This is a genomic window from Citrobacter sp. RHBSTW-00671 (assembly GCF_014103415.1).
Classification (GTDB): Bacteria; Pseudomonadota; Gammaproteobacteria; order Enterobacterales; family Enterobacteriaceae; genus Citrobacter.
This window is the reverse complement of record NZ_JABXPR010000001.1, coordinates 286,174-312,302: the sequence shown is the minus strand read 5'-3', so window position 1 is coordinate 312,302 and position 26,129 is coordinate 286,174. Positions and strand designations below refer to the sequence as shown.

Annotated in this window: 27 protein-coding genes; 12 read left to right on the top strand and 15 right to left on the bottom strand. The window is 51.3% G+C overall.

Annotation, left to right across the window (positions count from 1 at the left end):
- Positions 1–61: 61 nt before the first annotated feature.
- Complete coding sequence (locus HV261_RS01480) at positions 62–490, top strand: DUF805 domain-containing protein (protein WP_202037247.1); 429 nt, start codon at positions 62–64, stop codon at positions 488–490.
- A gap of 33 nt (positions 491–523) precedes the next feature.
- Here the strand turns inward: HV261_RS01480 and fpr are convergent, their stop codons facing one another.
- The 4 genes from fpr to HV261_RS01460 all read right to left on the bottom strand — a co-directional run bounded on the left by fpr (position 524) and on the right by HV261_RS01460 (position 4,930).
- Positions 524–1,270 (bottom strand): ferredoxin--NADP(+) reductase, encoded by a 747-nt coding sequence (gene fpr, locus HV261_RS01475; protein ID WP_137381458.1) that lies wholly within the window; start codon positions 1,268–1,270, stop codon positions 524–526.
- A 95-nt stretch (positions 1,271–1,365) separates the two neighbouring features.
- Positions 1,366–2,376 (bottom strand): class II fructose-bisphosphatase, encoded by a 1,011-nt coding sequence (glpX, locus tag HV261_RS01470; protein WP_137381459.1) that lies wholly within the window; start codon positions 2,374–2,376, stop codon positions 1,366–1,368.
- A gap of 178 nt (positions 2,377–2,554) precedes the next feature.
- Positions 2,555–4,063, bottom strand: a complete 1,509-nt coding sequence (gene glpK, locus HV261_RS01465) for a glycerol kinase GlpK (protein ID WP_202039643.1) — start codon at positions 4,061–4,063, stop codon at positions 2,555–2,557.
- A 21-nt stretch (positions 4,064–4,084) separates the two neighbouring features.
- Positions 4,085–4,930, bottom strand: coding sequence for an MIP/aquaporin family protein (locus HV261_RS01460; RefSeq protein WP_137381460.1), 846 nt, complete (start codon positions 4,928–4,930; stop codon positions 4,085–4,087).
- Between the two features lie 426 nt (positions 4,931–5,356).
- Here HV261_RS01460 and zapB point away from each other — a divergent pair, with 426 nt between their 5' ends.
- The 3 genes from zapB (at position 5,357) to HV261_RS01445 (ending at position 6,749) form a co-directional block, all read left to right on the top strand.
- A complete protein-coding gene (zapB, locus tag HV261_RS01455) occupies positions 5,357–5,602 on the top strand; it encodes a septal ring assembly protein ZapB (protein WP_115259761.1) in 246 nt (81 codons plus the stop codon).
- 92 nt (positions 5,603–5,694) lie between these two features.
- Positions 5,695–6,363, top strand: a complete 669-nt coding sequence (locus HV261_RS01450; RefSeq protein WP_202037246.1) for a hypothetical protein — start codon at positions 5,695–5,697, stop codon at positions 6,361–6,363.
- The gene (locus HV261_RS01445; protein ID WP_202037245.1) at positions 6,360–6,749 is read left to right on the top strand and encodes a hypothetical protein; all 390 of its coding nucleotides are present in this window, start codon (positions 6,360–6,362) and stop codon (positions 6,747–6,749) included. Before HV261_RS01450 ends, HV261_RS01445 begins: the two co-directional genes overlap by 4 nt.
- A 41-nt stretch (positions 6,750–6,790) precedes the next feature.
- Here HV261_RS01445 and rraA read toward each other — a convergent pair whose 3' ends face one another.
- The gene (gene rraA, locus HV261_RS01440; protein ID WP_079939327.1) at positions 6,791–7,276 is read right to left on the bottom strand and encodes a ribonuclease E activity regulator RraA; all 486 of its coding nucleotides are present in this window, start codon (positions 7,274–7,276) and stop codon (positions 6,791–6,793) included.
- 137 nt (positions 7,277–7,413) lie between these two features.
- Between rraA and HV261_RS27585 the strand changes: the two genes are divergently transcribed.
- Together HV261_RS27585 and HV261_RS27580 are read left to right on the top strand one after the other, a co-directional pair.
- Positions 7,414–7,782, top strand: a complete 369-nt coding sequence (locus HV261_RS27585) for an Arm DNA-binding domain-containing protein (protein WP_326929122.1) — start codon at positions 7,414–7,416, stop codon at positions 7,780–7,782.
- 152 nt (positions 7,783–7,934) lie between these two features.
- On the top strand, positions 7,935–8,282 hold the full coding sequence (locus HV261_RS27580; protein WP_326929121.1) for a hypothetical protein: 348 nt from the start codon (positions 7,935–7,937) through the stop codon (positions 8,280–8,282).
- Between the two features lie 161 nt (positions 8,283–8,443).
- On the opposite strand, the gene tssD is transcribed toward HV261_RS27580, so the two are convergent.
- The 9 genes from tssD to priA all read right to left on the bottom strand — a co-directional run bounded on the left by tssD (position 8,444) and on the right by priA (position 17,625).
- Positions 8,444–8,944 (bottom strand): Hcp family type VI secretion system effector, encoded by a 501-nt coding sequence (gene tssD, locus HV261_RS01430; protein WP_016155257.1) that lies wholly within the window; start codon positions 8,942–8,944, stop codon positions 8,444–8,446.
- Positions 8,945–8,956: 12 nt separating this feature from the next.
- Positions 8,957–9,298: a putative T6SS immunity periplasmic lipoprotein gene (locus HV261_RS27900; protein WP_368666065.1), complete on the bottom strand. Its 342-nt coding sequence runs from the start codon at positions 9,296–9,298 to the stop codon at positions 8,957–8,959.
- The gene (locus HV261_RS01425; RefSeq protein WP_202037244.1) at positions 9,295–9,846 is read right to left on the bottom strand and encodes a type IV secretion protein Rhs; all 552 of its coding nucleotides are present in this window, start codon (positions 9,844–9,846) and stop codon (positions 9,295–9,297) included. Before HV261_RS01425 ends, HV261_RS27900 begins: the two co-directional genes overlap by 4 nt.
- A gap of 369 nt (positions 9,847–10,215) precedes the next feature.
- Entirely contained in the window at positions 10,216–11,145 is a 930-nt protein-coding gene (menA, locus tag HV261_RS01420; protein ID WP_202037243.1) for a 1,4-dihydroxy-2-naphthoate polyprenyltransferase, read from the bottom strand.
- Between the two features lie 67 nt (positions 11,146–11,212).
- Positions 11,213–12,544, bottom strand: coding sequence for an ATP-dependent protease ATPase subunit HslU (gene hslU / locus HV261_RS01415; protein ID WP_003028803.1), 1,332 nt, complete (start codon positions 12,542–12,544; stop codon positions 11,213–11,215).
- A gap of 9 nt (positions 12,545–12,553) precedes the next feature.
- Positions 12,554–13,084, bottom strand: coding sequence for an ATP-dependent protease subunit HslV (gene hslV, locus HV261_RS01410; protein ID WP_003028805.1), 531 nt, complete (start codon positions 13,082–13,084; stop codon positions 12,554–12,556).
- A gap of 92 nt (positions 13,085–13,176) precedes the next feature.
- Positions 13,177–14,151 (bottom strand): cell division protein FtsN, encoded by a 975-nt coding sequence (gene ftsN, locus HV261_RS01405; RefSeq protein ID WP_202037242.1) that lies wholly within the window; start codon positions 14,149–14,151, stop codon positions 13,177–13,179.
- Between the two features lie 93 nt (positions 14,152–14,244).
- Positions 14,245–15,270, bottom strand: coding sequence for a DNA-binding transcriptional regulator CytR (cytR, locus tag HV261_RS01400; RefSeq protein WP_137381466.1), 1,026 nt, complete (start codon positions 15,268–15,270; stop codon positions 14,245–14,247).
- A gap of 156 nt (positions 15,271–15,426) precedes the next feature.
- Complete coding sequence (gene priA, locus HV261_RS01395; RefSeq protein ID WP_202037241.1) at positions 15,427–17,625, bottom strand: primosomal protein N'; 2,199 nt, start codon at positions 17,623–17,625, stop codon at positions 15,427–15,429.
- A 204-nt stretch (positions 17,626–17,829) separates the two neighbouring features.
- On the opposite strand from priA, the gene rpmE reads away from it, so the two are divergent.
- From rpmE to HV261_RS01375, 4 genes are all read left to right on the top strand, one after another.
- Positions 17,830–18,042, top strand: a complete 213-nt coding sequence (rpmE, locus tag HV261_RS01390) for a 50S ribosomal protein L31 (RefSeq protein ID WP_094761941.1) — start codon at positions 17,830–17,832, stop codon at positions 18,040–18,042.
- A 102-nt stretch (positions 18,043–18,144) separates the two neighbouring features.
- Positions 18,145–19,400, top strand: a protein-coding gene (locus HV261_RS01385; RefSeq protein ID WP_202037240.1) for an IS3 family transposase whose coding sequence is annotated in 2 segments (ribosomal slippage) — positions 18,145–18,496 and positions 18,496–19,400 — 1,257 coding nt in all. Because the reading frame shifts where the segments join, the coding sequence is not laid out codon by codon here.
- 296 nt (positions 19,401–19,696) lie between these two features.
- Entirely contained in the window at positions 19,697–20,377 is a 681-nt protein-coding gene (locus tag HV261_RS01380) for an oligogalacturonate-specific porin KdgM family protein (protein WP_202037239.1), read from the top strand.
- A gap of 89 nt (positions 20,378–20,466) precedes the next feature.
- Positions 20,467–21,891, top strand: a complete 1,425-nt coding sequence (locus HV261_RS01375; protein WP_202037238.1) for an MFS transporter — start codon at positions 20,467–20,469, stop codon at positions 21,889–21,891.
- Positions 21,892–21,949: 58 nt separating this feature from the next.
- Here the strand turns inward: HV261_RS01375 and metJ are convergent, their stop codons facing one another.
- Positions 21,950–22,267: a met regulon transcriptional regulator MetJ gene (gene metJ / locus HV261_RS01370; RefSeq protein WP_048213988.1), complete on the bottom strand. Its 318-nt coding sequence runs from the start codon at positions 22,265–22,267 to the stop codon at positions 21,950–21,952.
- 265 nt (positions 22,268–22,532) lie between these two features.
- Here metJ and metB point away from each other — a divergent pair, with 265 nt between their 5' ends.
- Together metB and metL are read left to right on the top strand one after the other, a co-directional pair.
- Positions 22,533–23,693 (top strand): cystathionine gamma-synthase, encoded by a 1,161-nt coding sequence (gene metB / locus HV261_RS01365; RefSeq protein ID WP_202037237.1) that lies wholly within the window; start codon positions 22,533–22,535, stop codon positions 23,691–23,693.
- A gap of 2 nt (positions 23,694–23,695) precedes the next feature.
- Complete coding sequence (gene metL, locus HV261_RS01360) at positions 23,696–26,128, top strand: bifunctional aspartate kinase/homoserine dehydrogenase II (protein WP_137381471.1); 2,433 nt, start codon at positions 23,696–23,698, stop codon at positions 26,126–26,128.
- Position 26,129: the final 1 nt, after the last annotated feature.

Below are 26,129 nucleotides of genomic sequence, written 5' to 3'. Positions count from 1 at the left end.
GTAACCGCCGGGCTTGTCAAAAGGGTAAACTGTTCTGGAAGGTAATAATAAAGGAATCTACATGACCATACAGCAGTGGTTATTCTCATTTAAAGGGCGTCTTGGACGCCGTGATTTCTGGATTTGGATCGGCCTGTGGATTGTCGGGATGCTGGTTTTGTTTTCGCTGGCGAGTAAACAATTGCTCGATATCCAGACGGCGGCATTTTGTCTGGTCTGTCTGCTGTGGCCGACGGCTGCAGTCACAGTAAAACGTCTGCATGATCGGGGTCGCTCCGGCGCGTGGGCGTTCCTGATGATTCTTGCATGGATGCTGCTGGCCGGAAACTGGGCGGTATTGCCCGGTATCTGGCAATGGGCGGTAGGCCGCTTTGTACCGACGCTGATTCTGGTGGGTATGCTTATCGATCTGGGCGCGTTCGTTGGCACCCAGGACGCAAATAAATACGGTAAGGACACGCAGGACGTAAAATACAGAGCTGACTCGTAGGCCGGATAAGCGTGAGCGCCATCCGGCAAGCCCTTACCAGTAATGTTCAGCGGTCATATGGCCCGGCCGACGGCGCAGATGTTTGGTCATCTGCCGGGTTTCTTTCAGCAGTTGCTGCGTGTCGCGTACCATTTGCGGGTTACCGCAGAGCATCACATGACTGGTTGCTGTATCCATGGGTAGCCCAACTGCAGCTTCCAGCGCGCCGCTTTCAATCAACGCCGGAACTCGCCCGGTTAATGAACCTGCAGCGGTTTCACGGCTGACCACCGTCTGGATGCGTAATTTTCCTTCGTAGCGTTTTTCCAGGTCCTGCATTAACGGCAGATAGCTTAAATCGGCGGCATAGCGGGCGGCATGGACCAGCACCAGATTTTTAAAACGGTCCAGATCTTTGCCCAACTGCAGAATCGATAAATATGGGCCGATAGCCGTACCGGTTGCCAGCATCCACAGCGTGTCGCAATCGGGGACTTCATCCAGCACGAAGAAACCGGCTGCTTCGCTCACGACCTGGATTTCGTCGCCAGGTTTTAGCGCCGCCAGTCGGGGGCTGAGTTTGCCGTCGGGAACCGTCACCAGATAGAACTCTAAATCGGGGTTATCAGGCGCATTCACGTAGGAATAGGCTCGCTGGACGCGCTCGCCGTCGATTTCGAGGCCGAGCTTGGTAAACTGACCTGCCGTGAAGGGAAGAACCGGAGCTCGCACGGTCAAACTAAATAAGGCATCGGTCCAGTTCTGTACCTTAGTGACTTTGCCTGTTACCCAATCTGCCATGGTTTTCTCCTGTCTGCTGTGATTGCCTTATCTTCGTTCGTTGCACGAAAGATTTCCAGCCCAGATGGGCTGGAAGGCTCTATTGATCAAATCAATTACAGGATATGCGTCTGTACATCCGGATCTTTGCGATCGAGGTAGTGGATGGACTGAATACGACGGATCGTACGTGATTTCCCACGGATCAGCAGTGTTTCGGTGGTGGCAATATTACCTTTGCGGCTAATCCCTTCCAGCAGATCGCCTTTGGTTATCCCGGTTGCTGAGAAAATAACGTTGTCGCTGCGGGCCATTTCGTCCAGACGCAGCGCTTTACCTGCCTCAATACCCATCGCGGCGCAGCGAGCCAGCTCCTGTTCGCCGATACGTCGGTTCTCTTCGCTGTCGCCTTTGACGTCATGGCGAGCCAGCAGACGGCCTTGCATGTCGCCATCCAGTGCGCGGATAACGGCGGCAGAGACGACACCTTCCGGTGCGCCACCAATGCCATACAGCACGTCAACTTCACTGTCTGGCATGCAGGTCAGAATCGACGCGGCCACGTCGCCATCGGGAATCGCGAATACGCGAACGCCCAGCGCCTGCATCTCGGCGATGGTTTCATCGTGGCGTGGTTTCGCCAGAATGGTGACGGTCAGTTCGCTCAGCGGTTTGTTGAGCGCGCTGGCGACATTACGCAGGTTCGCTTCCAGCGACAGGTTCAGGTCGATTGAACCTTTGGCGCCAGGGCCGACAATCAGCTTTTCCATGTACATGTCCGGCGCGTTCAGGAAGCAACCCTTGTCGCCGACAGCCAGTACCGCCAGCGCATTCGCCTGGCCCATTGCCGTCATGCGTGTACCTTCGATGGGATCGACGGCAATATCAACAGCATCGCCCAGACCGGTTCCGACTTTCTCACCGATAAACAACATGGGGGCTTCGTCGATCTCACCTTCGCCAATCACGATGGTGCCGTCGATGTTGACCTGGTTGAGCATAATACGCATGGCGTTTACCGCCGCGCCGTCAGCGGTGTTTTTATCGCCGCGACCCAACCATTTATAGCCAGCCAGTGCAGCCGCTTCGGTCACGCGTGAAAATTCAATGGCAAGTTCTCGTCTCATTGCAAACTCGTAGCAGAAAGGAATGGCGCGAAGTGTAGCACAGGGGAGGGGGAGCGATTATTGATGTGTGTGCGGGGTTGCCCCCGCACGAAGATATTGCCGGATGGCGACGCTAACGCGTCTTATCCGGCCTACGTCAGTTTCGTATCAGTAGGCCGCACCACCCGGCAATGACGTATTACTCTTCGTGATCTTCCCACGCCAGAGCGCGTTTGACCGCTTTTTTCCAGCCGCTGTAACGGAAGTTACGTTCGGTGGTTTCGATGCCAGGACGGAACTCACGCTCAATAACCGCTTTTTCCTGCAGCTCATCCAGATTCTGCCAGAAGCCGACAGCCAGACCGGCCAGATATGCCGCACCCAATGCGGTGACTTCGCGAACTTCCGGGCGCTCAACGCGTGTGCCGAGAATGTCTGACTGGAACTGCATCAGGAAGTTGTTGGCAACTGCACCGCCATCCACGCGCAGCGCGTGCAGACGAATACCGGAGTCCGCCTGCATTGCTTCCAGCACGTCACGCGTCTGATAAGCGATAGACTCAAGCGTTGCACGGATGATGTGGTTGGAGTTTACGCCACGGGTCAGACCGAAGATGGCGCCACGTGCATACGGGTCCCAGTATGGTGCGCCCAAACCGGTGAACGCCGGAACAACATATACGCCGTTGGTATCTTTCACTTTGGTGGCGAAATACTCTGAGTCGAATGCATCGCTGATGAGTTTCATCTCATCACGCAGCCACTGGATGGACGCACCCGCCATGAACACGGCACCTTCCAGCGCGTAGTTCACTTCCCCGGTCGGGCCACATGCGATAGTGGTCAGCAGTCCATTTTCTGACTTAACGGCTTTCTCGCCGGTATTCATCAGCATGAAGCAGCCAGTACCGTAGGTGTTCTTCGCCATCCCTTCCTTCACGCACAGCTGGCCGAATAGTGCAGCCTGCTGGTCACCCGCGATACCGGAGATAGGAATACGTGTGCCGCCTTTGCCACCAATGTTGGTCTGGCCATAGACTTCAGAAGAACGGCGAACTTCCGGCAGCATTGCGCGCGGAATGTCCAGCGCATCCAGCATCTTGTCGTCCCAGTCCAGGGAATGGATGTTGAACAGCATGGTACGTGAGGCGTTGGTGTAATCCGTGACGTGTACGCGTCCCTGCGTCATTTTCCAGATAAGCCAGGTGTCTACGGTACCGAACAGCAGCTCGCCGCGACGGGCACGCTCACGCGAGCCTTCAACGTGGTCGAGGATCCACTTCACTTTGGTACCGGAGAAATACGGGTCAATGACCAGACCGGTGTTGTTGCGGATGTACTCTTCCATACCGTCGCGCTTGAGCTTCTCGCAGATCTCTGCGGTACGACGACACTGCCACACAATGGCGTTATAGATTGGCTTACCGGTTTCACGTTCCCAGACAATGGTGGTTTCACGCTGGTTGGTAATACCGATCGCGGCAATTTCATCGGAACTGATATCGGCTTTCGCCAGCACTTCTACCAGTGTGGAGCTTTGGGTCGCCCAAATTTCCATTGGGTCGTGTTCTACCCAGCCTGCTTTCGGATAGATTTGCTCGAATTCGCGCTGTGAAACGCTAACGATATTCGCATCGTGGTCCATTACGACCGCGCGGGAGCTGGTGGTGCCCTGGTCGAGCGCAACGATATATTTTTTTTCAGTCATCATTTTTGTCCCGTAGTCACATTACTGCGAAGCTTTTTGTTGAGTGTTGGTCGCAACGTCTTTTTCTTCAATCGCGCAGACATCGCACGGTAAATGGCGACCAATCAGTTTGCGATATGCCCATGCGCCCAGAATTGCGCCGGTAATCGGGCCAAACACGGGGACCAGGAAGTAAGGGATATCACGACCACCCGTGAAGGCAATCTCGCCCCATCCTGCCATCCAGGCGAAGAGTTTCGGTCCGAAGTCACGTGCCGGGTTCATCGCAAAACCGGTCAGTGGGCCCATGGATGCACCAATAACGGCAATCAGTAAGCCGATCAGCAGCGGTGCCAGTGGACCACGCGGTACACCATTACCATCATCGGTCAGTGCCAGAATCAGCCCCATTAGAATAGCGGTAATGACCATTTCAACCGCGAAGGCCTGCACAAAATTGATATGCGGGTTTGGATAGGTGGAGAAAGTACCTGCCAGATTGAGGCTTTCTACACTACCGCGCACGATATGGTTCGTTTGTTCGAAATCGATGAAAAGATTGTAATAAAGCCCGTAAACCAATGCCGCTGCGCAAAAGGCGCCAGCAATTTGAGAAATAATAAAAGGAACGACTTTGCGTTTGTCAAAACACGCAAACAGCCATAGTGCGATTGTGACTGCTGGATTCAGGTGTGCGCCAGAAACGCCTGCTGTCAGATAGATAGCCATGGCTACCCCCAGACCCCAGATGATACTGATTTCCCACTGACCAAAAGTAGCACCAGCCACTTTGAGTGCAGCGACACAACCCACACCGAAGAAAATCAACAACCCGGTACCGAGGAATTCAGCAATGCACTGGCCTTTCAAGGTTGATGTTTGACTCATAATCGGATCCTGAAGAGTTTAATGTTTATTGTATGCGAGAAGGTCACTGACATCCCCGGAGCCGGTAGGCACACTGTTAATTTATCGTTAACGCTCAAAAACGAGAAATATCGAAATTAAAATGTGTGTACTCCATCAACAAAATGAGCGTTTTCGCGCCATTGCGCGGTATTTGTTATACAAAAATAGTGTGAGCTGAATCATTTCACCGATCATCCTGTTAACACTTAAGAGTTATGACAGTTATGTCACCAGGACAAAGATTAAAAGTGTTGCAAACCGCAATCTGCGCGGGATGCCGCTGGACAGGGATGACGTGGCTTCATACAATCGGTGTTAAGTAGTGTGCGCTCGTTTTTATTAAGGCGTCGCCGGTTATCGGGACGAGGATTTTTATCCATCAACGCCTTGCAATTCAGGAGAGGTATGACGATGTCATTAGAAGTGTTTGAGAAACTGGAAGCAAAAGTACAGCAGGCGATTGATACCATCACGCTGTTGCAGATGGAAATCGAAGAGCTGAAAGAAAAGAATAACTCACTGTCGCAGGAAGTTCAGTCTGCACAGCAGCAGCGTGAAGAACTGGAGCGTGAGAACAACAGCCTGAAAGAACAGCAGAGCGGCTGGCAGGATCGTCTGCATGCCCTGCTGGGTCGTATGGAAGAAGTCTAATTCTGATTTCTTTAAAAAGGCATCCATTATGGATGCCTTTTTACTATGTAGACTTTAGGATATCGTAACTCTCAAATTTCAAAGAATACGATATGACAAAAAGAAGCGATATTATTGATAATTCTGATCGATTGATCACCAGAGATATTAGATATGGCCTTATCTATACAGAGAATCTAGGTTGGATTGATCTGGGCCACGCTAATCCGGAAGGCGCTGAAAGATTATGGTTTGAAATGATAAAGCCTCGTGGCGGTGATAGTGAATTTTATGAAGTAAATTATCATCAAAGTATGTCCAAAAGCATTCATGGCCTAAATATAAATACTGGTGTTTATCGTAGATTTATGGTGCGACGAGGATTGCAGGATCGAACACTGAAAGGTGTTGCTTTATCGATATTCTTAAGTACGTCACATCGTTTTGAGTCCTTACAGGATTTTTGGCCTTACGTTTATTTAACTGATAGTGGCTATAGTGCTGAAGATTTGGTATCGAATTTGTTTGGTTTTTACCAGGCTGTAAATTATGCAGATTACACTTCTTATCTTCATATATGTCCGAAAGAAAAGGCTTATCGTATCTGGGACTTTTATGGGCCTGTTGGTGAGTTTAAAAATAAAAGCGTTATTCCGTTATTATTTCCTGACCCAATAGATAAAGATAAGAAACATGAACCTTATTCAGGGGAACTACCTTTATTTATGGATGTAATAGAACCTGTTGCGAATCCAAATTATGTTCGGGAACTCCACATATGAAGTTTCGAAGGTTAGGTGCTCTTATTGCGTTTATGTTTTTTTCTGCGCTGCTTTATTGTTATTTCATGGTGAGTGTCTTTACAAAAAAATGCTATACGCAGCATGATTTATTAGTTTATCAGCTGTTAACGCCGAAATTTCTTAAACAGGCGCCAAGGGTATCCAGCGACTGGTTTTTTGTAAGTGATACAGATGAGGGGAGCCTGCTTCAACGCAGTGAAATCGTTTTTACGGGGGTACCTAAGAATGATGTTCACAGGGCAGAAGAAAGATTAAACGCATACGTTGAATCTTATCCTGCAAGTCGTGAGATGATGAGTGTCGTTGTTGAAGCAAGCGCTGGAAATTATGATGTTAAAGTTATTCACTACGAATCGGATGAATGAAGAAAATAAAAGGCCATCAACTTGCTGATGGCCTTTTTTGCTTACTCGATATCGAGCGGGTCTTCGGAGAGGATTATCCCGGTGTTGTCGGCGTACAGGTGGTCGCCGGAAAAGAACGTCACGCCGCCAAAATTGACGCGCACATCGCTTTCCCCGATACCTTCTCCTGAAGCACCTACCGGAATAGCGGCAATCGCCTGAATGCCGATATCCAGTTCTCCCAGATCGTCTACCTGGCGGACTGAGCCGTAGATGACCAGACCTTCCCATTCATTCTGTACGGCCAGTCTTGCCAGTTCGGCATCGACCAGCGCACGACGGACAGAACCGCCGCCATCGACCAGCAGAACACGACCACGGCCGTTTTGTTCGAGCAGATCGTACAGCAACCCGTTGTCCTCGAAACATTTTACCGTGATGATTTGTCCGCCAAACGACGCCCGTCCTCCAAAGTTAGAGAACAGCGGTTCCACGACGTTGACATCTTCCTGATAGATGTCACAAAGCTCGGATGTATCGTATTTCATAGGCTTAACGTTCAGTTGCTGCGAGAATTTTTAGTATATCGCGCTATGTGTACTGTTGGCAAAATCATCAATTGTTAATTAGTGTCCAGATCAATAACCATTCATATTTTTCATTGAAAAACAGATAATTACTGATTTTGAAAACAGCCGATAATGACCTACAATTACCCGTATTTTCCTCTGTAAGGTATCCCCGAGCTATCCTCGGAAGATTGCTGGAGCATAAAAGAAAGCCCTATGAGAACGATCAGATTCACCAAGCCGTGCTGATGGAACTCCCCGTTCCTGATGCCGGCAAGCGCCTTGAATATGCTGATAGTGTCGTTAATGGGTTGCGGCTGCGTGTTACGTCCAGTGGCAGCAAAAGTTTTTGTGTGTCCCGAAAGCGCGACGGAAAATTTTACCGTGTGACGTTGGGCAAGTTCCCGGATATGACTATTGAGCAGGCCAGAGAGCGGGCATATAACGCCTTAAGTGAAGTAGCTAGTAGCTACCACACGGCGTAACCCGAACGAACGGCGTTGTGAAGAGAAAAAACGGGCGATAACGCTGTCTGATGCTTTGGATGAGTACATCAAATCCCGGTTGGCTGCCGGGCGTATAAAAAAACGACCAGCGAAAATATGAAGACACTATCAATAATTATTCTGGTGACTGGATGGCTCTTCAACTTTCATCTATCACGCGTGAAGAAAAAGGCAGTAAAGCCCAGGCTGATTTATGGGCACGTGTTCTGCGTGCTGTCTATCGCTATGCATATGATAGCTACCGTGATAAAGATGACGGGAGATTGTTACCGGATCCGCCCACAACCATTTTATGTACAAAAAGGCTTTGGAATGGAAATACACGGAGAACAACTAAAATCAGAAATAATGATTTAGGCCGCTGGCTCAAGGCCCTTGATACCGTAAGACAATGGGCTATAGCAGGCTATAAAACTGATGTGTTGATGGGGGGGAAGCCCAACCGTACAGAAATGTACGCTAAGAACGTAACCTTATGATTTTAAATCTATAAAGTTGTTGCATTATTGGTTTGATTTACGTTGATTTGATGACCTAGTACGCTCGTATTGCAAGTAAGCGTGTTTGGGAATAGCGACGAGTATTGCAGGCAGTCTGCTAAGTGGTCTTTATTTTCAACAGATCTGCCTGCCAATTCGATTTACCTCTGCTGCTGGTTGTAACCAACCGGGCGGCTCCAGTCATCGTCGTATTTGATATTCCCTTCGATATAAAACCACTCAATGCCTGAGTAGGTGATGGCGATATTTTCCATCATGCCCGGAGTGTGGGAACCCGGCATATAAGCATGAGCAGCATTGACGGACATGATTACGATGTTGTTAAGCGTAATTCGGTAAATCTCGTATTCGACACCCGCCTCGTTGATGTCGTAATAGTGGATTACTGCCTTTTGCAGTCGCTTACTTTGGCAGACTGCAACTGCAAAATATGGCGAGGTCTTATCAATCTCTTTGTGCAGGGTAAAAGCGTTGTGTTCGCGCGAACCCATCAGCTTACCAGTGTTGCGGCATGTGTTTTGGTACACACCGTAACTGCTGTTCATGATTTCAATTGCACCCTCACGGCCCAGTGCCATGCAACTGCCTTTGATCAGTTGTCCATTTTCATCATAAATATACATATAAGCTGGTAATGACATTTATAGATCTCCTTATTTTGTGCTTAATATTTTCCCGTTTCTGTCGATGAAAAAGTTGTAACGGTAATTCTTTCCGTTCAATGTGTATGAAGCCGCATAGATATAGCCCGGCGTTATCGGTATTTTTAAGCACGTTTCAGGGTAGGAGAGAGCTACATGCGAATTTTCCGCCAATGTCTTGTATTCATTTCCCTGCTCAGAATAAACGCCGTATCGGCTCAGAACGTCCGATTTATTAACAGAGAAGCAAAGCGAATTATTTATAATAGGGAAACTACGCCATGGGGGAACGCTATCGCCAGCGCCACACCCAGCCAGCGCAAAAAAGGCAGGAATGAGAAAGTAACGTTTCAATGCGGGAACCTCCCTAACACTTTCTCATAGCGGGATATGAGGCTAAGGACAGGTTCAGATGGATCGTAATCCTTGAGGCGATACAAATCAGAGCGGTTGCCGAATCCATACGTTTTAAGCAGCCAATAATCAGCCACCATTGCAGCCTGCTGCTCTAAGCCGTAATCCAAGAGTATGGCCTTATCCAACGTGTAATAGTAATCAACTGCCCAAGAGAACAGGCCCCGCATCCTTACCATCATCCCGTGCAGATGCTGCCAGACGTGCATCATTTCATGTAAAAAAAGATGCTGCCCACCAACGCGATCGTTATTAACATGCGGCTGTGAAAAGTCAGGCTCATAAGTACCTTCCTGAAAGTACAATTCGCCGTTGGGCGTCATGGCGTAGTTGTTCTTTTGGAGGTTGAAAGGTAGATAGCTGCTGCGGTGGATCCAGACTTCGTTATAGCGGATGGTGAAAGCGTAGAAGGTACGGGCCAAGTTAATCTCACCAAGCGTTAACAGCCGTAACCCGCCCCGGTCTATATCGTTCATTTCCCTTATCATTGGAGGCATCATCCATTGGTAAAAACACCTTAATACGCCTTAAAGTAAATTTTTTCCTGTTAAAAAATGCGGGAAATATCCGAAATTGTCACAAACTGCGGCTACGCCGCTTCTAGCGTTAAGCCCCCTGGTTTGGGGAGCAACCGTACGAGATCGTACAGTTGGGCTTCAGACCTTGTGATCGGTTAAGTAAGCTGGGAAACGCAGATTTTAGTACTTATAGGTCACGGTGTTTACCGTTCGTTGGTATCCCCTAGGTATCCCCGGAAAATATAAAAAACATGGAAAAACCTCGCGACCCTCTATTTGTAAGGGTTGCGAGGCGTTATGCGATTCTAAAAATTGAAACTGTTAATTGATATTTGTCAGTTAAACAGACAACTGGCTTAAGAAAATTCCAACAACAAACAGCAGGTTAGTCAATAGTGCCGCTTTTACGGTGCGTTCCAGCATTGGGCGCATTGCTGCCGGGTCCATCTCGCGCATTACGTAGCGTGCCTGTTTAATCAGCAGCGGTGCGGCGAGGATAAACAGCCATCCCCATAAACTTTGCAGCGAGAACAGGTTAAACAGCGCCAGACAGACCAGCGTGCCCATCAGCAGGCAGGCATGGTAGCGGCGGGCATTAACCGCGCCTAAGCGCACCACCAGCGTGTTTTTGCCGTTCTCTCTGTCGCTGTTGATATCGCGCAGGTTGTTAACGTTGAGTACGGCAGTTGCCAGCAGGCCACAGGCGGTTGCCGGCAGGATTAACGCCGGAATCAGCGTATGCGCCTGCAGGTACCAGCTCCCCATCACGCTGAGCCAGCCGAAGAAGACTAGCACGGAAATATCACCCAGACCGATATACCCGTACGGACGATTACCGACGGTATAGGTGATAGCGGCGATAATCGACAGGCCGCCGAGAATCAGGAAGCCGACAAAATCCGCCAGTGTGTGACATGCCACCGCCACCAGCGCCAGTCCGGACAGGCAGATTAAGACCACGGTGACAATCAGCGCACGCTTCATCTCCTGCTGGGTAATAACGCCTTTTTGCATGCCGCGCAGCGGTCCGATGCGGTCGGGTTTATCGCTGCCTTTGACGGCATCGCCATAGTCGTTAGCGAGATTGGACAGGATTTGCAGTAGCCCTGCCGTAATTAATGCCAGCAGAGCCACCAGCGGATCGAAATATCCTTGCCACCATGCTAATGCCGTACCGACGATGATCGCCGCGAAGGCGAGCGGTAAGGTCTTAGGTCGTAAACTTTCCAGCCAGGCTTGTGAGCGGCTAATTTGTTGTTGTTCAGTCATATTTAGCGCCAATAAAAATGGGGCTTTATCAGCCCCATCAACAGTGATGAAAATGCATTGAACGCGATTATAGGATAAAACGGCTCAGATCTTCATCTGCGACCAGCGCATCCAGATGTTTGCTCACATATTCGGCATCAATTGTGATGCTTTGACCGTTCAAATCGCTCGCATCATAGGAAATATCTTCCATCAGACGCTCGAGCACGGTATGCAGACGACGCGCACCGATGTTTTCGGTGGTTTCGTTAACCTGCCAGGCCGCTTCGGCAATGCGTTTAATGCCCGATTCGGTAAAGTTGATGTCCACACCTTCGGTTGCCATCAGCGCTTTGTACTGCACAGTGATAGAGGCATTCGGTTCGGTCAGAATGCGCTCGAAATCGCTGGTGGTCAGTGCCTGCAGCTCGACGCGAATCGGCAGACGACCCTGCAGTTCCGGGATCAGGTCAGACGGTTTGGCCACCTGGAATGCGCCAGAGGCGATAAACAGGATGTGATCGGTTTTCACCATACCGTGCTTGGTCGAGACGGTGCAGCCTTCAACTAGCGGCAGCAGGTCGCGCTGTACGCCTTCGCGGGACACGTCCGGGCCGGAGGATTCGCCGCGCTTACAGATTTTGTCGATTTCGTCGATAAACACGATCCCGTGCTGCTCAACGGCGTCGATAGCTTCCTGTTTCAGCTCTTCCGGATTGACCAGCTTGGCCGCTTCTTCTTCAATCAGCAGCTTCATCGCGTCTTTGATTTTCAGCTTACGCGGTTTTTGCTTCTGACCACCCAGGTTCTGGAACATGGACTGTAGCTGGCTGGTCATCTCTTCCATTCCCGGAGGCGCCATTATTTCTACGCCCATCGGTGCGGCAGCGAGATCGATTTCAATCTCTTTGTCGTCCAACTGACCTTCACGCAGTTTTTTACGGAACGCCTGACGCGCAGCAGAAGGTTCCTGCGGCTGCTCTGACTGTCCCCAGTTATTTTTGGCTGGCGGGATCAGTACATCGAGAATACGCTCTTCGGCCATTTCTTCTGCGCGGAAGCGGTTTTTCTCAATCGCCTGAACGCGAACCATTTTGATGGCGGCATCGGTCAGATCGCGGATGATGGAGTCAACTTCTTTACCCACATAGCCGACTTCAGTGAATTTCGTTGCTTCCACTTTGATGAACGGCGCGTTGGCCAGTTTTGCCAGACGGCGGGCGATCTCGGTTTTACCGACACCGGTTGGGCCAATCATCAGAATGTTTTTCGGTGTGACTTCATGGCGCAGCTCTTCGTTGAGCTGCATGCGGCGCCAGCGGTTACGCAGTGCAATCGCCACGGAACGCTTCGCGTTATCCTGGCCGATGATGTGCTTGTTCAGTTCGCTGACAATTTCGCGTGGGGTCATTTCAGACATGGGGGATCCTTACGCTTTGGAGTTCAATTCTTCGATGGTATGGAAGTGGTTGGTATAAATGCAGATATCCCCTGCAATATCCAACGCTTTCTCAGCAATTTCGCGTGCGCCAAGCTCGGTGTTTTCCAGCAGAGCGCGTGCCGCCGCCTGGGCGTAGGGACCGCCGGAGCCGATGGCAATCAGATCGTTTTCTGGCTGAATGACGTCACCGTTACCGGTGATGATGAGAGATGCCGTTTCATCTGCAACGGCCAGCAACGCTTCGAGTTTGCGCAGCATACGGTCGGTACGCCAGTCTTTAGCCAGCTCAACGGCGGCCTTAACCAGGTGACCCTGGTGCATTTCCAGTTTGCGTTCAAACAGTTCAAACAGCGTGAATGCATCCGCAGTACCACCCGCAAAGCCCGCAATGACTTTGTCGTTGTACAGACGGCGGACTTTTTTCACGTTGCCTTTCATTACGGTGTTACCCAGTGTGGCCTGACCATCACCGGCGATTACCACATGGCCGTTACGGCGTACGCTTACTATTGTTGTCACGAGCAGACCCCTTGGTTACAAATGCAGAATACAGGCCCCGCACAGGCGTGCGGGGCGTAATGCAAGTATAGATGGGGGAGATTTTGGGGGTTTCAACCCCCAGTGGCGAGTCGAATGCAGTTTGTATGGCCGGCAACTTTCAGGCGGCTGATGGTGTTGTCGGCATTTTCCTTGCCTTTCACCGGGCCAATCACCACGCGATTCCAGCCGTTGTTGGTGGTAATGCGGGAGTTGAAGCCCTCAAAGGCCAGTTGAGCACGCACGGTTTCTGCCTGCTCAGCCCCTTTGAATGATCCGCACTGAACCATCCAGCGGCGTTCATCTTTTTTCTCTGCCGTCTGTTTTGGCGGCTGAGTCTCATTCGTTATTGGCGCGGCCGGTTGCGTTTTAGGCTGTGCGGCAGCGGTGTGCGCTGGCGTCTGCAACAGATCCTGGTACGGCTGCTGGGCCACCGGTTTTGGCTGCGCTTTCGGCTGTTGTACCGGTGCGGCTTGTGCCGTACGCGTTTGTGGCTGCTGGTACGGCTGTTCCGTCGCCCGTGGGCGCGGTTGCTGCGCCTGCTGCTGCGCGTTGTTCCACTGTTGTTGTTGCACCTGACGCTGACGCTGCAGCGTTTGCTGGCGCTGTTCAGGTGTTTGTTCGTTCCACGGTACTTCGTTGAGCTGTGTCGGCTGTTGACGCATATCTGCCTGCATTTGCGCCAGCAACTGGCGCTGCTCATTGGTCAGCTGATCGGCGTTAAGCACTTCGCCGCCTGCAGACGGTTCGGTAGGCGCACGTACGCCAGGCTGACGGCTTTCCAGCTCTTTGATATAGCGCCAGCGTTCTTCCGGTTTAGGCGGGATGCCATTACCGGTGACTTTCTGGCTTTGCAGCGTCTCGGACTCTTCTTTCTTGTGATGCGTAATGAAGTACAGACCACCGATAAAGGTCACGAGTACGGCTGCAGCAATAGCGACCATCGCGGGGGATACCGCTGGCGTACTGCGTTGCTTTTTCCGTGATGTGCTCTTTTTGCGCCGCGAAGGTGCCGGTTGGCCGCGACGTACATAATCTCGTTGTGCCACTATCGTTTCGCTGTATTTATTCGTTCGTCAGCCCGCCATGTTACTTAAGCGACGGGCCTTTGACCAGACAGGGGAGTCCGAAAGCACTTTACTTTACGTCAGTGCCCGGGTAGTGCCCCGAATTATGAGCTCACAGTCCAGTAAACGTGAACCACTGCTGACGTTCTGTCCTTGAAGCTGATCGAGCAGTAACAGCATAGCTTCGCGTCCGATATCGAAACGCGGCTGTGCGACGGTTGTCAGGGGTGGATCACAAAATTCCGTCAGTGAAATATTATCGAAGCCAATGATAGATAAATCATCCGGTACTTTTAAGCCCTGACGTTTGGCGTAAGAGAGCGCGCCAAGCGCCATCACATCGCTGTGACAAAAGACCGCGGTCGGAGGTTGCGGTAACTCAAGCAGCTGTTTTAACGCGTTAGCGCCCGCTTCATAGGTGAAATCACCGCGCGCGATGAAGTGTGGATCGACGGTAATTCCACTGCGGCGTAGTGCCTGAACATAGCCTTGCAGGCGGTAGTGGCACAGCGGCATATCCTCTGGCCCGGCAATACAACCAATGCGCTTATGCCCCAGCTCCAGCAGGTAATTCATCGCGTTAAAGGCTGCAGTGAGGTTATCAATGTGAACGGTAGGCAGTTCCAGCTCTGGCGCAAATTCGTTGGACATGACCATTGGCGGTAAATTGCGCTGTTCTTCCACGCTGGCATCAAATGGCAGGCGTGAGCTGAGCAGGACCATGCCATCTATCTGCTTGGTAATAATGAGGTTAAGAAAAGTCTTTTCCTGCTGATTCTGGTGCGCGCAATCGCCGATAAGTACCAGATAACCTTGTTCTGCGGCGGTGACTTCTATGCCACGAATCACTTCGCTAAAAAAGGGATCGCAGATATCCGGCACAATCACCAGAATGGTACGTGATTCATTTCGTTTAACGTTGCGTCCCATTGATTGGGGTAAATATCCCACCTCCAGCGCCGCCTGTTCGACCCGGTTACGGGTGGACTGAGAGACTTTGTCCGGGTTCATTAATGCGCGGGATACGGTTGCCGTTGAGACTTTCGCCTTCAGAGCAACATCTTTCATCGTAGCGGCGGCAACCTGCTTATTCGGTTTCACTCTTTCTCCTCGCCAGGGTGCAGTTGGCACAGACCTGTCCCTGGATAACCTTCATCTGAAACATTTTTATCAGATAGTGAATAGAAGCAGTTACAGAATTTTCATAAAAAGTGTGATGGATCTTTAATTTTACGATCCGCCTCGCATCATGAGGGGTTATCCCTCGATGGGATCGACATCCAACACCCATTTCACCTTACGTGCATCGGGTAGCGTATTTATCAACGCCAGCGTTCCGCTGACGATATGTTGCAGGCGAATGCGTGACGGATGTTGCAACAAAATTTGCCAGCGATAGCGACCGCCACGTTTGGGGGCCAGCGCCGGAACCGGGCCGAGTACCCAGAGTTTGTCATCAGCTAACGGGCTGGCCTGAATCAGGTTTCGCAGCTGTTGTAAGAACATTGGCGCATGCTGATTGTTATGATCCTCTGCCCGCACGATCACGTGGCTGGTCCACGGCGGTAACTGTAACGTTTGCCGTTCGGCCAGCGCCTGTTCGGCAAATGCGTCATAACCTTTATACAGCAAGGTTTGCAGTAGCGGATGTTCAGGATGGTGCGTTTGCAGCACTACTTCGCCTTGTTTCCCGGCGCGCCCAGCTCGTCCGGAAACCTGGGTATAAAGTTGGGCGAAACGTTCAGCCGAACGGAAATCGGCAGAGAATAGCGCCCCGTCAACATCCAGCAGTGCAACCAGCGTGACATCCGGAAAGTGGTGGCCTTTCGCCAGCATTTGCGTGCCGATCAGTATTCGCGCGCCGCCGCGATGCACTTCTGCCAGGTGCTGCTCCAGCGATCCCTTACGGCTGGTGGTGTCGCGATCGATACGCGAAATCGGCACGCCAGGGAAAAAGGGCGCCAGAGCTTGTTCCAGTTGCTCGGTACCGAGTCCTACCGGCACCATATGCGTTGAGCCGCAGGAAGGGCACTGGCGCGGTATCGGGCGCTGGCTGTCGCAGTGGTGGCAGCGCAGGTGATGCTGCGCTTGATGCAGCGTGTAGTAGTGATCGCAGCGTGGGCATTCGGCAATCCAGCCACAGTCGTGACACAGCAGCGCAGGCGCAAAACCCCGACGATTAAGAAACAAAATTACCTGATTATCGGCTTGCAGGTGCTGACGCATGCGGGTGATCAGCGCCGGAGCCAGTCCGGCCTGCACCTGCTGACCCTTTAAATCCAGCACGTGCTGAGTGGCAGGGCGTGCGTTTCCGGCTCGACGCGTCAGGCGCAGCATGCGGTATTTGTTCTGCCGCACGTTGCACAACGTTTCCAGCGCGGGGGTGGCTGAACCGAGAATAATCGGGATCTGCTCGCTGTGGGCGCGGTAAACCGCCAGATCGCGGGCATGGTAGCGCCAGCCTTCCTGTTGTTTGTAGGAACTGTCATGCTCTTCATCGATGACAATTACGCCGAGATTTTTAAATGGGGTAAACAGCGATGAGCGTGTGCCGATGACTATTGCCGCTTCGCCATTTTTTGCTTTCAGCCAGGCCGAAAGACGTTCGCTGTCATTTAAACCCGAGTGCAGGACTTCGACCGGGGCATTGAAGCGTTCGCGAAAGCGGGCAATGGTTTGTGGCGTCAGGCCAATCTCCGGCACCATTACCAGTGCCTGTTTGCCCTGGGCGAGAACATTTTCCAGCACGCTTAAATAGACTTCTGTTTTGCCGGAACCCGTTACACCTGCAAGCAACCAGGCGCTAAAACTGTCAGAGGCGCTGTGGATCGCCCCGACGGCGGTAGCCTGTTCGGTATTCAGCCGCAGACGCTCACCGGAAACCGCGTAGTGCGTACGCCAGTCGCTAAAGCCTGGCGTTTCGCTTGCCAGGGAGCACAGGCCTTTTTTACGTAGCGCCTGTAATGCAGCATCGTTAAATTCCAGTTCGGCGACCCGATCGCGCCAGATTTTTCCCTGCCGAAGCGCAGCCAGCGCCTGTTGCTGTTTTGGAGAGCGCTTCAGACTGTTGAGGTCAATGACCTGGCCTTCTTCGGTGGCGAACCAGTACCACATGGGCGTGTTGGCGGCGGGTCTGCCCTGGCGCAGCAGGATCGGCAGGGCATGGAACAGCACATCGCCAATGGGATGATGGTAGTAATCAGCCGCCCACAGCAGCAAGCGCCAGACGGAGGTCGAATAGACCGGTTCGCTGTCCAGTACCTCGTGAACGGCTTTCAATTCGCTCCGCGGCAGTTCGCTTTGCTCGCTGACTGACAGCACTATACCGACGCGCTCCTGCTGCTTGCCAAAGGGCACGCGTACGCGACACCCGGCTTTGGCGCTCATACCTTCCGGCAGGAGATAGTCAAAGGTACGAGGTAGCGGAACGGGTAAGGCAACATGCGCAACGGGCATTGAATCATCCTGACTTGAAATCTGGCGGGTTAGTATACACATTAGTGAAGGGTAGAATGCGGATCAGTTTGCATGAGCAGGTTAATTTCTGTATGATTCGCCGCCTTTGATACGAATTTGTATCACTGACCTATACTATTAACATCGCGTGGTGTCTGGCGTTAGGGCTGGAAGAGCGACGCGGCCTTAAACCGAGGTTTTCCCATGAAAAAAGATATTCACCCGAAATACGAAGAAATTACTGCAAACTGCTCTTGCGGTAACGTCATGAAAATCCGCTCTACCGTCGGTCACGATCTGAACCTGGACGTGTGCGGTCAGTGCCACCCGTTCTATACTGGCAAGCAGCGTGATGTTGCTACCGGTGGCCGTGTTGACCGCTTCAACAAGCGTTTCAACATCCCGGGCAGCAAATAAGTTCCTGCTGTCAGAAAAAAGCGCCTTATGGCGCTTTTTTTGTATCTGTTGACCCGTCCTGAATAGCGTTGACACGTTCCAGATTTAATTCCGGAGAACGTGATGATGACTGAGTTCAAACGCACCCAACGCGATTATCCTCTATCCTTTAAAATAGCCGTCGTTGAGCAGGTCGAAAAAGGCGAGATGACCTATAAACAGGCCCAGCAGCGATATGGCATTCAGGGGCGCTCCACCGTACTTGTCTGGCTGCGTAAATATGGCCGGCTTGACTGGAGTCCCGGACTTCCTGACCTGGTGAAGAGGAAACTGCCTGTGGCTCAGACGACTGTCCCGCTTACACCCGAGCAAAGAATCAGGGAACTTGAAGAACAGCTTGAGCTGGCAAACCAGAAAGCTGAGTTTTTTGAGTCCGTTATCAACGTCCTGAAAAATGATTACGGGGTGAGTGTTGTAAAAAAGCGGCCCGGCAAGTCCTCACGCAAAGTCAGGCCCCAAAAATAACAGTTACGCGTGCATGTCAGTTCCTGGGGCACAGCAGACAGGCGTGGTACCAGTACAACACAAGATGTAATAAACGGCAGGAGCATCATGCTCAGGTTCTTGATTTTGTTGCCCGTACCCGGTGCCGTCAGCCGCGAATAGGTACGCGTAAACTGCACTATCTGCTGAACACCCAGGCCGGTAAAACACTGGCTATAGGGCGGGACCGTTTGTTTAACCTGCTGGGTGAATACCGGCTCCTGGTCCCCGTGAAACGGGCATATCACAAAACAACCAACAGCCATCATCGCTTTTACCGGCATCCTAATCTGCTGAAACCCGGCCCTGAACAGGTTACCGCCCTTGAGCCAGAGCAGGTCTGGGTCGCTGATATAACTTACCTTCCACTACGCAGCGGCACGGCTTATCTGAGTCTGGTCACCGATGCCTGCTCCAGAAAAATCGTGGGTTACCATGTCGGGGAAAACCTGCAGACAGAAAACGTGGTAAAGGCGTTCAGACAGGCTCTGAGGCGGAGAAAAACGACAGGTCCGCTGGTACATCACTCTGACAGAGGACTGCAATACTGTTCGGTACTTTATCAGTCAGTTCATGAGCGAAACGGAATAATCTGTTCAATGACCGATGGTTACGACTGCTACCAGAATGCGCTGGCTGAGAGAATAAACGGGATACTGAAAAATGAGTTTTTACTCTCCCGCCCGGTGGATCTTGCACAAGCCCGAATGATGGTAAAAGAGTCCGTGGCCATTTATAACCATGAACGGCCACATCTGGCCCTGAAATACAAAACGCCCGATGATGTTCATCAGGCGTTTTATAGACAAAAAACTGTCAACCTATATCAGGACTAGTCATGTATTTGATAATAAAATTTATATTGATATGTTGAATGATATTTTATTTTTAATAAATGAAACAGCGTTTTTATTATTTAAATAAAATATTCACACTAGTGATCTCCGTCATTTTTATCTTCTGTTCTTTGCCACTCATGCCAATTACTGGCAAAATCTCAAAGGTTTATCCCCTCTTTCTAAAATACACTTTCGTGGAAATATAAAATTATTCTTACGACTCTATTACTTTCCTGTTTATCGTCCGGAATGTGATGGTGAATTTTCTTTATTTAGTGTGAAAAGGGATTGTCATGAAATTTAAATCTACCTTATTACTTATCCCATTATTATCTGCAGCCGCGCAGGCGGGTTATGTTGATTACCGTCATGAATATTATGATGACGGGCGAAATTACGATCGTGTTTATATGTCGCATCGTTTTGCTACAGGTTTTGGTGTAGCGGTAGAGGCCATTTCACGTTCTGAAGATACGCAATCGAATGATGCGTGGAATAATATGGAAAGTAACGGTAACGAGTATACGGCAAGTTATCAGTTTACCTGGCGGGGCCTCATCTGGCAGCCGGGTATTGCGGTTGAAACGGGTGACAACATCACGATCTATAAGCCTTATATTCGTGTGCAATATAATCTCAATGACAGCTGGTGGACGGCATTCCGCTATCGTCAGGAGTATATGCGCAGAAACGCCGATGGTAAAGATGACCGTATGGTTTACCGTCCGGAAGCGTGGCTTGGCTATAACGTCAATAACTGGATGTTTGAGCTAAACGGCATTTATAAAATTGCTGACAGCGAAGATTTATACAACAACAGAAAAGACGATTATGAATATAACTTCCGTGTCGCTTATAAAATAGATTCCTGGGTTCCATTTATTGAGATTGGTAACGTTTCTTCGGGTTATGACACCACCACGACTGACGATCGTCAGACCCGCTATCGTGTCGGTCTCGGTTATAACTTTTGATTGTTAATACTCTGCGTATTGGTTTATTACGTTGAGCACCAGGATATACACATAGTTTACGTGAATAATATGTCTAAGGAGTTGACATCATGTCTAATGATGGAACGGTGAGTGGAAGCAATCAAAGTATTGTCGTCAGACCTTTCGGATTCAGAGATAAAATTGGTTATTTGTGTGGTGACCTGGGAACCTGTTTTATTCTTGGGTTAGTAAATAGTTTTTTAATGATTTATTACACGAACGTCCTCGGCATTTCTGGTGTCATTGTCGGCTCGCTCTATTTTGTGACCAAACTCTTTGATGCGTTTGTCGATGTTGGCGTAGGACGCTTATGCGATACCTCTAAACTAACGATACATGGGCGATTTAACCCCTGGGTGCGCCGCATGAAGTATCCGTTCTGTATCATCGCGGTGGTCCTGTTTCTGCCATTTGTGAATGATTTTTCTTATACGGCGAAAATTATCTATATCTGCTGCTCCTATTTTGTTTACGGTTCACTGTTATCGACAGTCAGCATTCCGTATGGCGCCATGTCTGCGGCGATTAGCTCTAATCCGGAAGACCGTGTTTCGTTGTCAACCTGGCGTAGCGTCGGCTCGGCTATTGGCGGCGGGGCGACCGGCTTCTTCATTCCTATCCTGATGTACACCACGCTGGTGGACGGCAGCCAGGTGATTTCCGGGCAGCACTTCTTCTGGATTTCCATCGGCTGTGCCGTACTGGGCTTTATCTTTTTAACGTTGACCTGTCAGTTAACAACAGAACGTGTGCGCGTGGAGCGAAAAGAGAGCATGCCCGTATCGGTGCTGCTGAAGGGATTGTTACGCAATAAGGCACTGATCGTTTTAGTTGTGGTGGATCTGCTGATTGTGATTAACCAGGGGTTGTCCGGTACCAACATGACTTACCTGTTTAATGACTACTTCCACAACAAAGAGGCGATGTCCGTTGCGTTGCTGTTTACCTTCGGCTCTCTGGTTTTGCTGGCACCCTCGGCATCCTGGCTGACGAAGCGGTTTGGTAAAAAAGAGGCCAGCGTCGGCGCATTGCTCTTTGCGGTGGCGATGTATCTGATTATGTACTTCATCCATATTACGGACGCGAAAGTCTATTTGGTTTTCCTGTTCCTGGCGACGTTGGGGGCAGGGTTATTCAACCTGATGATTTGGGCGTTTATGACCGATGTTTGTGATTATCATCAGTATGTCACCGGCGATCGTGAGGATGGTACGGTTTACGGCGTAAACTTCTTTGCCCGCAAGGTAGGTCAGGCGTGTGCAGGGGCGATTGGTGGCTTTATGCTGGCCATCATTGGTTATCAATCTTCGTCAACGGGCGGCGCTGTGCAAACCAGCATCGTGCAGGAAAATATTTATACGATGGCAAATCTCTTGCCGGCGTTATGTCTGTTTTTGGCGGCAGTCATACTGATTTATCTCTATCCATTGAACCGCAAAGAAACGCTCAAAATGGAAGAAACATTGAATAAAATCAATGGTATTAGCAAGTAATGTTGTGAGAAACGGCGGGGTTATCCCGCCTTTTCTCATTTTTCTCACCGTTAGCCGATCAGTACTCCCACGTCTCCGGGTCGATCCCCAGTTCACGCATGATGATCTTCGCCTCTTCCGGGATCTCATCACTGCGCTCTTTGCGCAGATCCTCGTCGTTCGGCAACGGTTGCCCGGTAAAGGCGTGCAGAAACGCTTCACACAGCAGTTCGCTGTTGGTGGCGTGGCGCAGGTTATTCACCTGACGACGCGTGCGTTCATCGGTAAGGATTTTTAACACCTTCAGAGGAATGGAAACCGTAATTTTTTTGACTTGCTCACTCTTCTTACCGTGCTCAGCGTATGGGCTGATATATTCGCCGCTCCATTCAGCCATGAGATACTTAATCCTCTTCGTCATTAATATTGAGGCCAGAACCTGAGCCCGGACCATAATTGCGCGTAGTTTATCGTAGTGGCGCGGCCCTGACACGAAGTTAGCCGACGCAAATGTACGCTAATGCATATAATTTTAACGGCTATTTCCTGTTTGCTCAATCTATACGCAAAGAAGTTTAGATGTCCAGATGTATTGACGGCTATTGTAACAATGATTACTCTGGTGTCTGACTTTTCACCGACTCAGCCAGGATCTCCTCAATATGACGCGTAAACAGGCCACCATTGCAGTGCGTAGCGGATTAAATGACGACGAGCAGTACGGTTGCGTTGTCCCACCGATTCACCTCTCCAGTACCTATAATTTCACCGGTTTTAATGAGCCGCGTGCCCATGACTATTCACGCCGTGGCAACCCGACGCGTGATGTGGTTCAGCGTGCGCTGGCGGAGCTGGAAGGTGGCGCTGGCGCAGTGCTGACCAATACCGGCATGTCGGCGATTCATCTGGTGACCACGGTGTTCCTGAAGCCTGGCGATCTGCTGGTCGCACCGCACGACTGTTACGGTGGTAGCTACCGCTTGTTTGACAGTCTGGCAAAACGTGGCTGCTATCGCGTGCTGTTTGTCGATCAGGGTGATGAGCAGGCGCTGAAAGCGGCGTTGGCGGAAAAACCAAAGCTGGTACTGATTGAAAGTCCAAGCAATCCGTTGCTGCGTGTGGTGGATATTGCAAAAATCTGCCAACTGGCGCGTGAGGCTGGTGCGGTGAGCGTGGTCGACAACACTTTTTTAAGCCCTGCACTGCAAAATCCACTGGCATTGGGCGCCGATCTGGTGTTGCATTCATGCACGAAATATTTAAACGGTCACTCGGATGTGGTGGCTGGCGTGGTGATAGCGAAAGATCCGGAGACGGTCACTGAGCTGGCATGGTGGGCGAATAATATTGGCGTAACCGGCGGCGCATTTGATAGCTATCTGCTGTTGCGTGGCCTGCGTACTTTGTCGCCGCGTATGGAAGTGGCTCAACGTAATGCTCAGGCTATTGTGGACTACCTGCAAACCCAGCCGCTGGTGAAAAAACTGTATCATCCGTCACTGCCGGATAATCAGGGGCATGAGATTGCCGCGCGTCAGCAAAAAGGGTTCGGCGCGATGTTGAGTTTTGAACTGAATGGCGACGAGCAAACATTGCGTCGCTTCCTGAGCGGGTTGTCATTGTTTACGCTGGCGGAATCATTAGGGGGCGTTGAAAGTCTGATCTCCCACGCCGCGACCATGACACACGCGGGTATGGCGCCAGAAGCGCGTGCTGCTGCCGGAATTTCTGAAACGCTGCTGCGTATCTCCACCGGTATTGAAGATGGCGAAGATTTAATTGCCGACCTGGAAAATGGCTTCCGGGCTGCAAACAAGGGGTAAACATGAGTGTGATTGCGCAGGCAGGGGCGAAGGGTCGTCAACTGCACAAATTTGGTGGTAGTAGTCTGGCAGACGTGAAATGTTATTTGCGTGTCGCAGGTATTATGGCGGAGTACTCGCAGCCTGACGATATGATGGTTGTTTCCGCCGCAGGCAGTACCACTAACCAGTTGATTAGCTGGCTTAAGTTAAGCCAGACCGATCGTCTTTCTGCGCATCAGGTTCAGCAGGCGTTACGCCGTTATCAAAGTGAGCTGATTAGTGGCCTGTTACCACCAGATGTGGCTGATGGGCTGATCGGTGCGTTTATTCACGATCTGGAGCGTCTGGCCGGATTGCTCGACAGCGGTGTGAATGAAGCCGTCTATGCCGAAGTGGTGGGGCATGGTGAAGTGTGGTCGGCGCGTTTGATGTCTGCTGTCCTTAACCAGCAGGGGCTGGAATCGGCTTGGCTGGATGCGCGTGAGTTTTTACGTGCTGAACGCGGTGCCCAGCCGCAGGTGGATGAAGGTCTGTCTTATCCGTTGCTGCAACAACTGCTGGCTCAACATCCTGGCAAGCGCCTGGTGGTTACCGGGTTTATCAGCCGTAGCAATGCCGGTGAAACGGTGCTGCTGGGGCGTAACGGCTCTGACTATTCAGCTACGCAGGTGGGGGCGCTGGCAGGCGTTTCCCGTGTGACTATCTGGAGCGATGTCGCCGGGGTTTATAGTGCGGACCCGCGTAAAGTCAAAGATGCCTGTTTGCTGCCGCTGCTGCGTCTGGATGAAGCCAGCGAGCTGGCGCGTCTGGCGGCTCCGGTTCTGCATGCCCGCACCTTACAGCCGGTTTCGGGAAGCGATATCGACCTGCAGCTGCGCTGCAGCTACACGCCGGATCAGGGGTCAACGCGGATTGAGCGTGTACTGGCTTCTGGTACCGGGGCGCGCATTGTGACCAGCCATGACGACGTCTGTCTGATTGAGTTTCAGGTTCCCACTGGCCAGGACTTTAAGCTGGCTTACAAAGATATCGACCAGATTTTAAAACGCACGCAGGTGCGTCCATTGGCGGTTGGCGTGCATCCGGACCGTCAGTTGCTGCAATTTTGCTATACCTCCGAAGTGGCTGACGGCGCACTGAAAATTCTGGATGAAGCTGGCCTGCCGGGCGAGCTGCGTCTGCGCCAGGGGTTGGCGCTGGTGGCGATGGTTGGGGCAGGCGTAACGCGCAATCCGCTGCATTGCCACCGTTTCTGGCAGCAGTTAAAAGGTCAACCAGTCGAGTTTACCTGGCAGTCGGAAGAGGGGATCAGTCTGGTTGCGGTACTGCGCACCGGCCCGACGGAGAGCCTGATTCAGGGTCTGCATCAGTCTATCTTCCGCGCAGAAAAACGCATTGGTCTGGTACTGTTCGGCAAGGGGAATATTGGTTCACGCTGGCTGGAACTGTTTGCCCGCGAACAAACAACGCTTTCCGCGCGTACCGGATTTGAATTCGTGCTGGCTGGCGTGGTGGATAGCCGCCGTAGCCTGCTGAACTATGAAGGACTGGATGCCAGCCGTGCTCTGGCCTTCTTCGACGACGAAGCGGTAGAGCAGGATGAAGAGGCGCTATTCCTGTGGATGCGCGCCCACCCGTATGATGATTTAGTGGTGCTGGATGTGACGGCCAGTGAACAATTGGCCGATCAGTATCTGGACTTCGCCAGCCATGGTTTCCATGTCATTAGCGCCAATAAACTGGCGGGGGCGAGCACCAGTGATAAGTACCGCCAAATTCATGATGCGTTCGAAAAAACCGGCCGTCACTGGCTGTATAACGCCACCGTGGGCGCAGGTTTGCCGATCAACCATACTGTGCGCGATCTGATTGATAGCGGTGATACGATTTTGTCGATCAGCGGGATCTTCTCCGGCACGTTATCCTGGCTGTTTCTGCAATTTGATGGCACGGTCCCGTTCACCGATCTGGTTGATCAGGCCTGGCAGCAAGGGTTAACTGAACCGGACCCGCGCGTCGATCTTTCTGGCAAAGATGTGATGCGCAAGCTGGTGATCCTGGCGCGTGAAGCAGGTTACGATATTGAGCCGGACCAGGTTCGCGTTGAGTCACTGGTGCCTGCACACTGTGAAGAAGGCTCCATTGACCATTTCTTTGAAAATGGCGATGAGTTGAACGAACAGATGGTGCAACGTCTGGAAGCTGCACGTGAAATGGGGCTGGTATTGCGCTACGTGGCGCGTTTTGATGCCAATGGTAAAGCGCGTGTGGGTGTTGAGGCGGTCCGCGCTGAACACCCGCTGGCTGCGCTGTTGCCGTGCGATAACGTATTCGCCATTGAAAGCCGCTGGTATCGCGATAATCCGTTGGTGATCCGCGGGCCGGGCGCAGGTCGTGATGTGACCGCCGGTGCTATCCAGTCCGACATCAATCGTCTGGCGCAGCTGCTGTAGT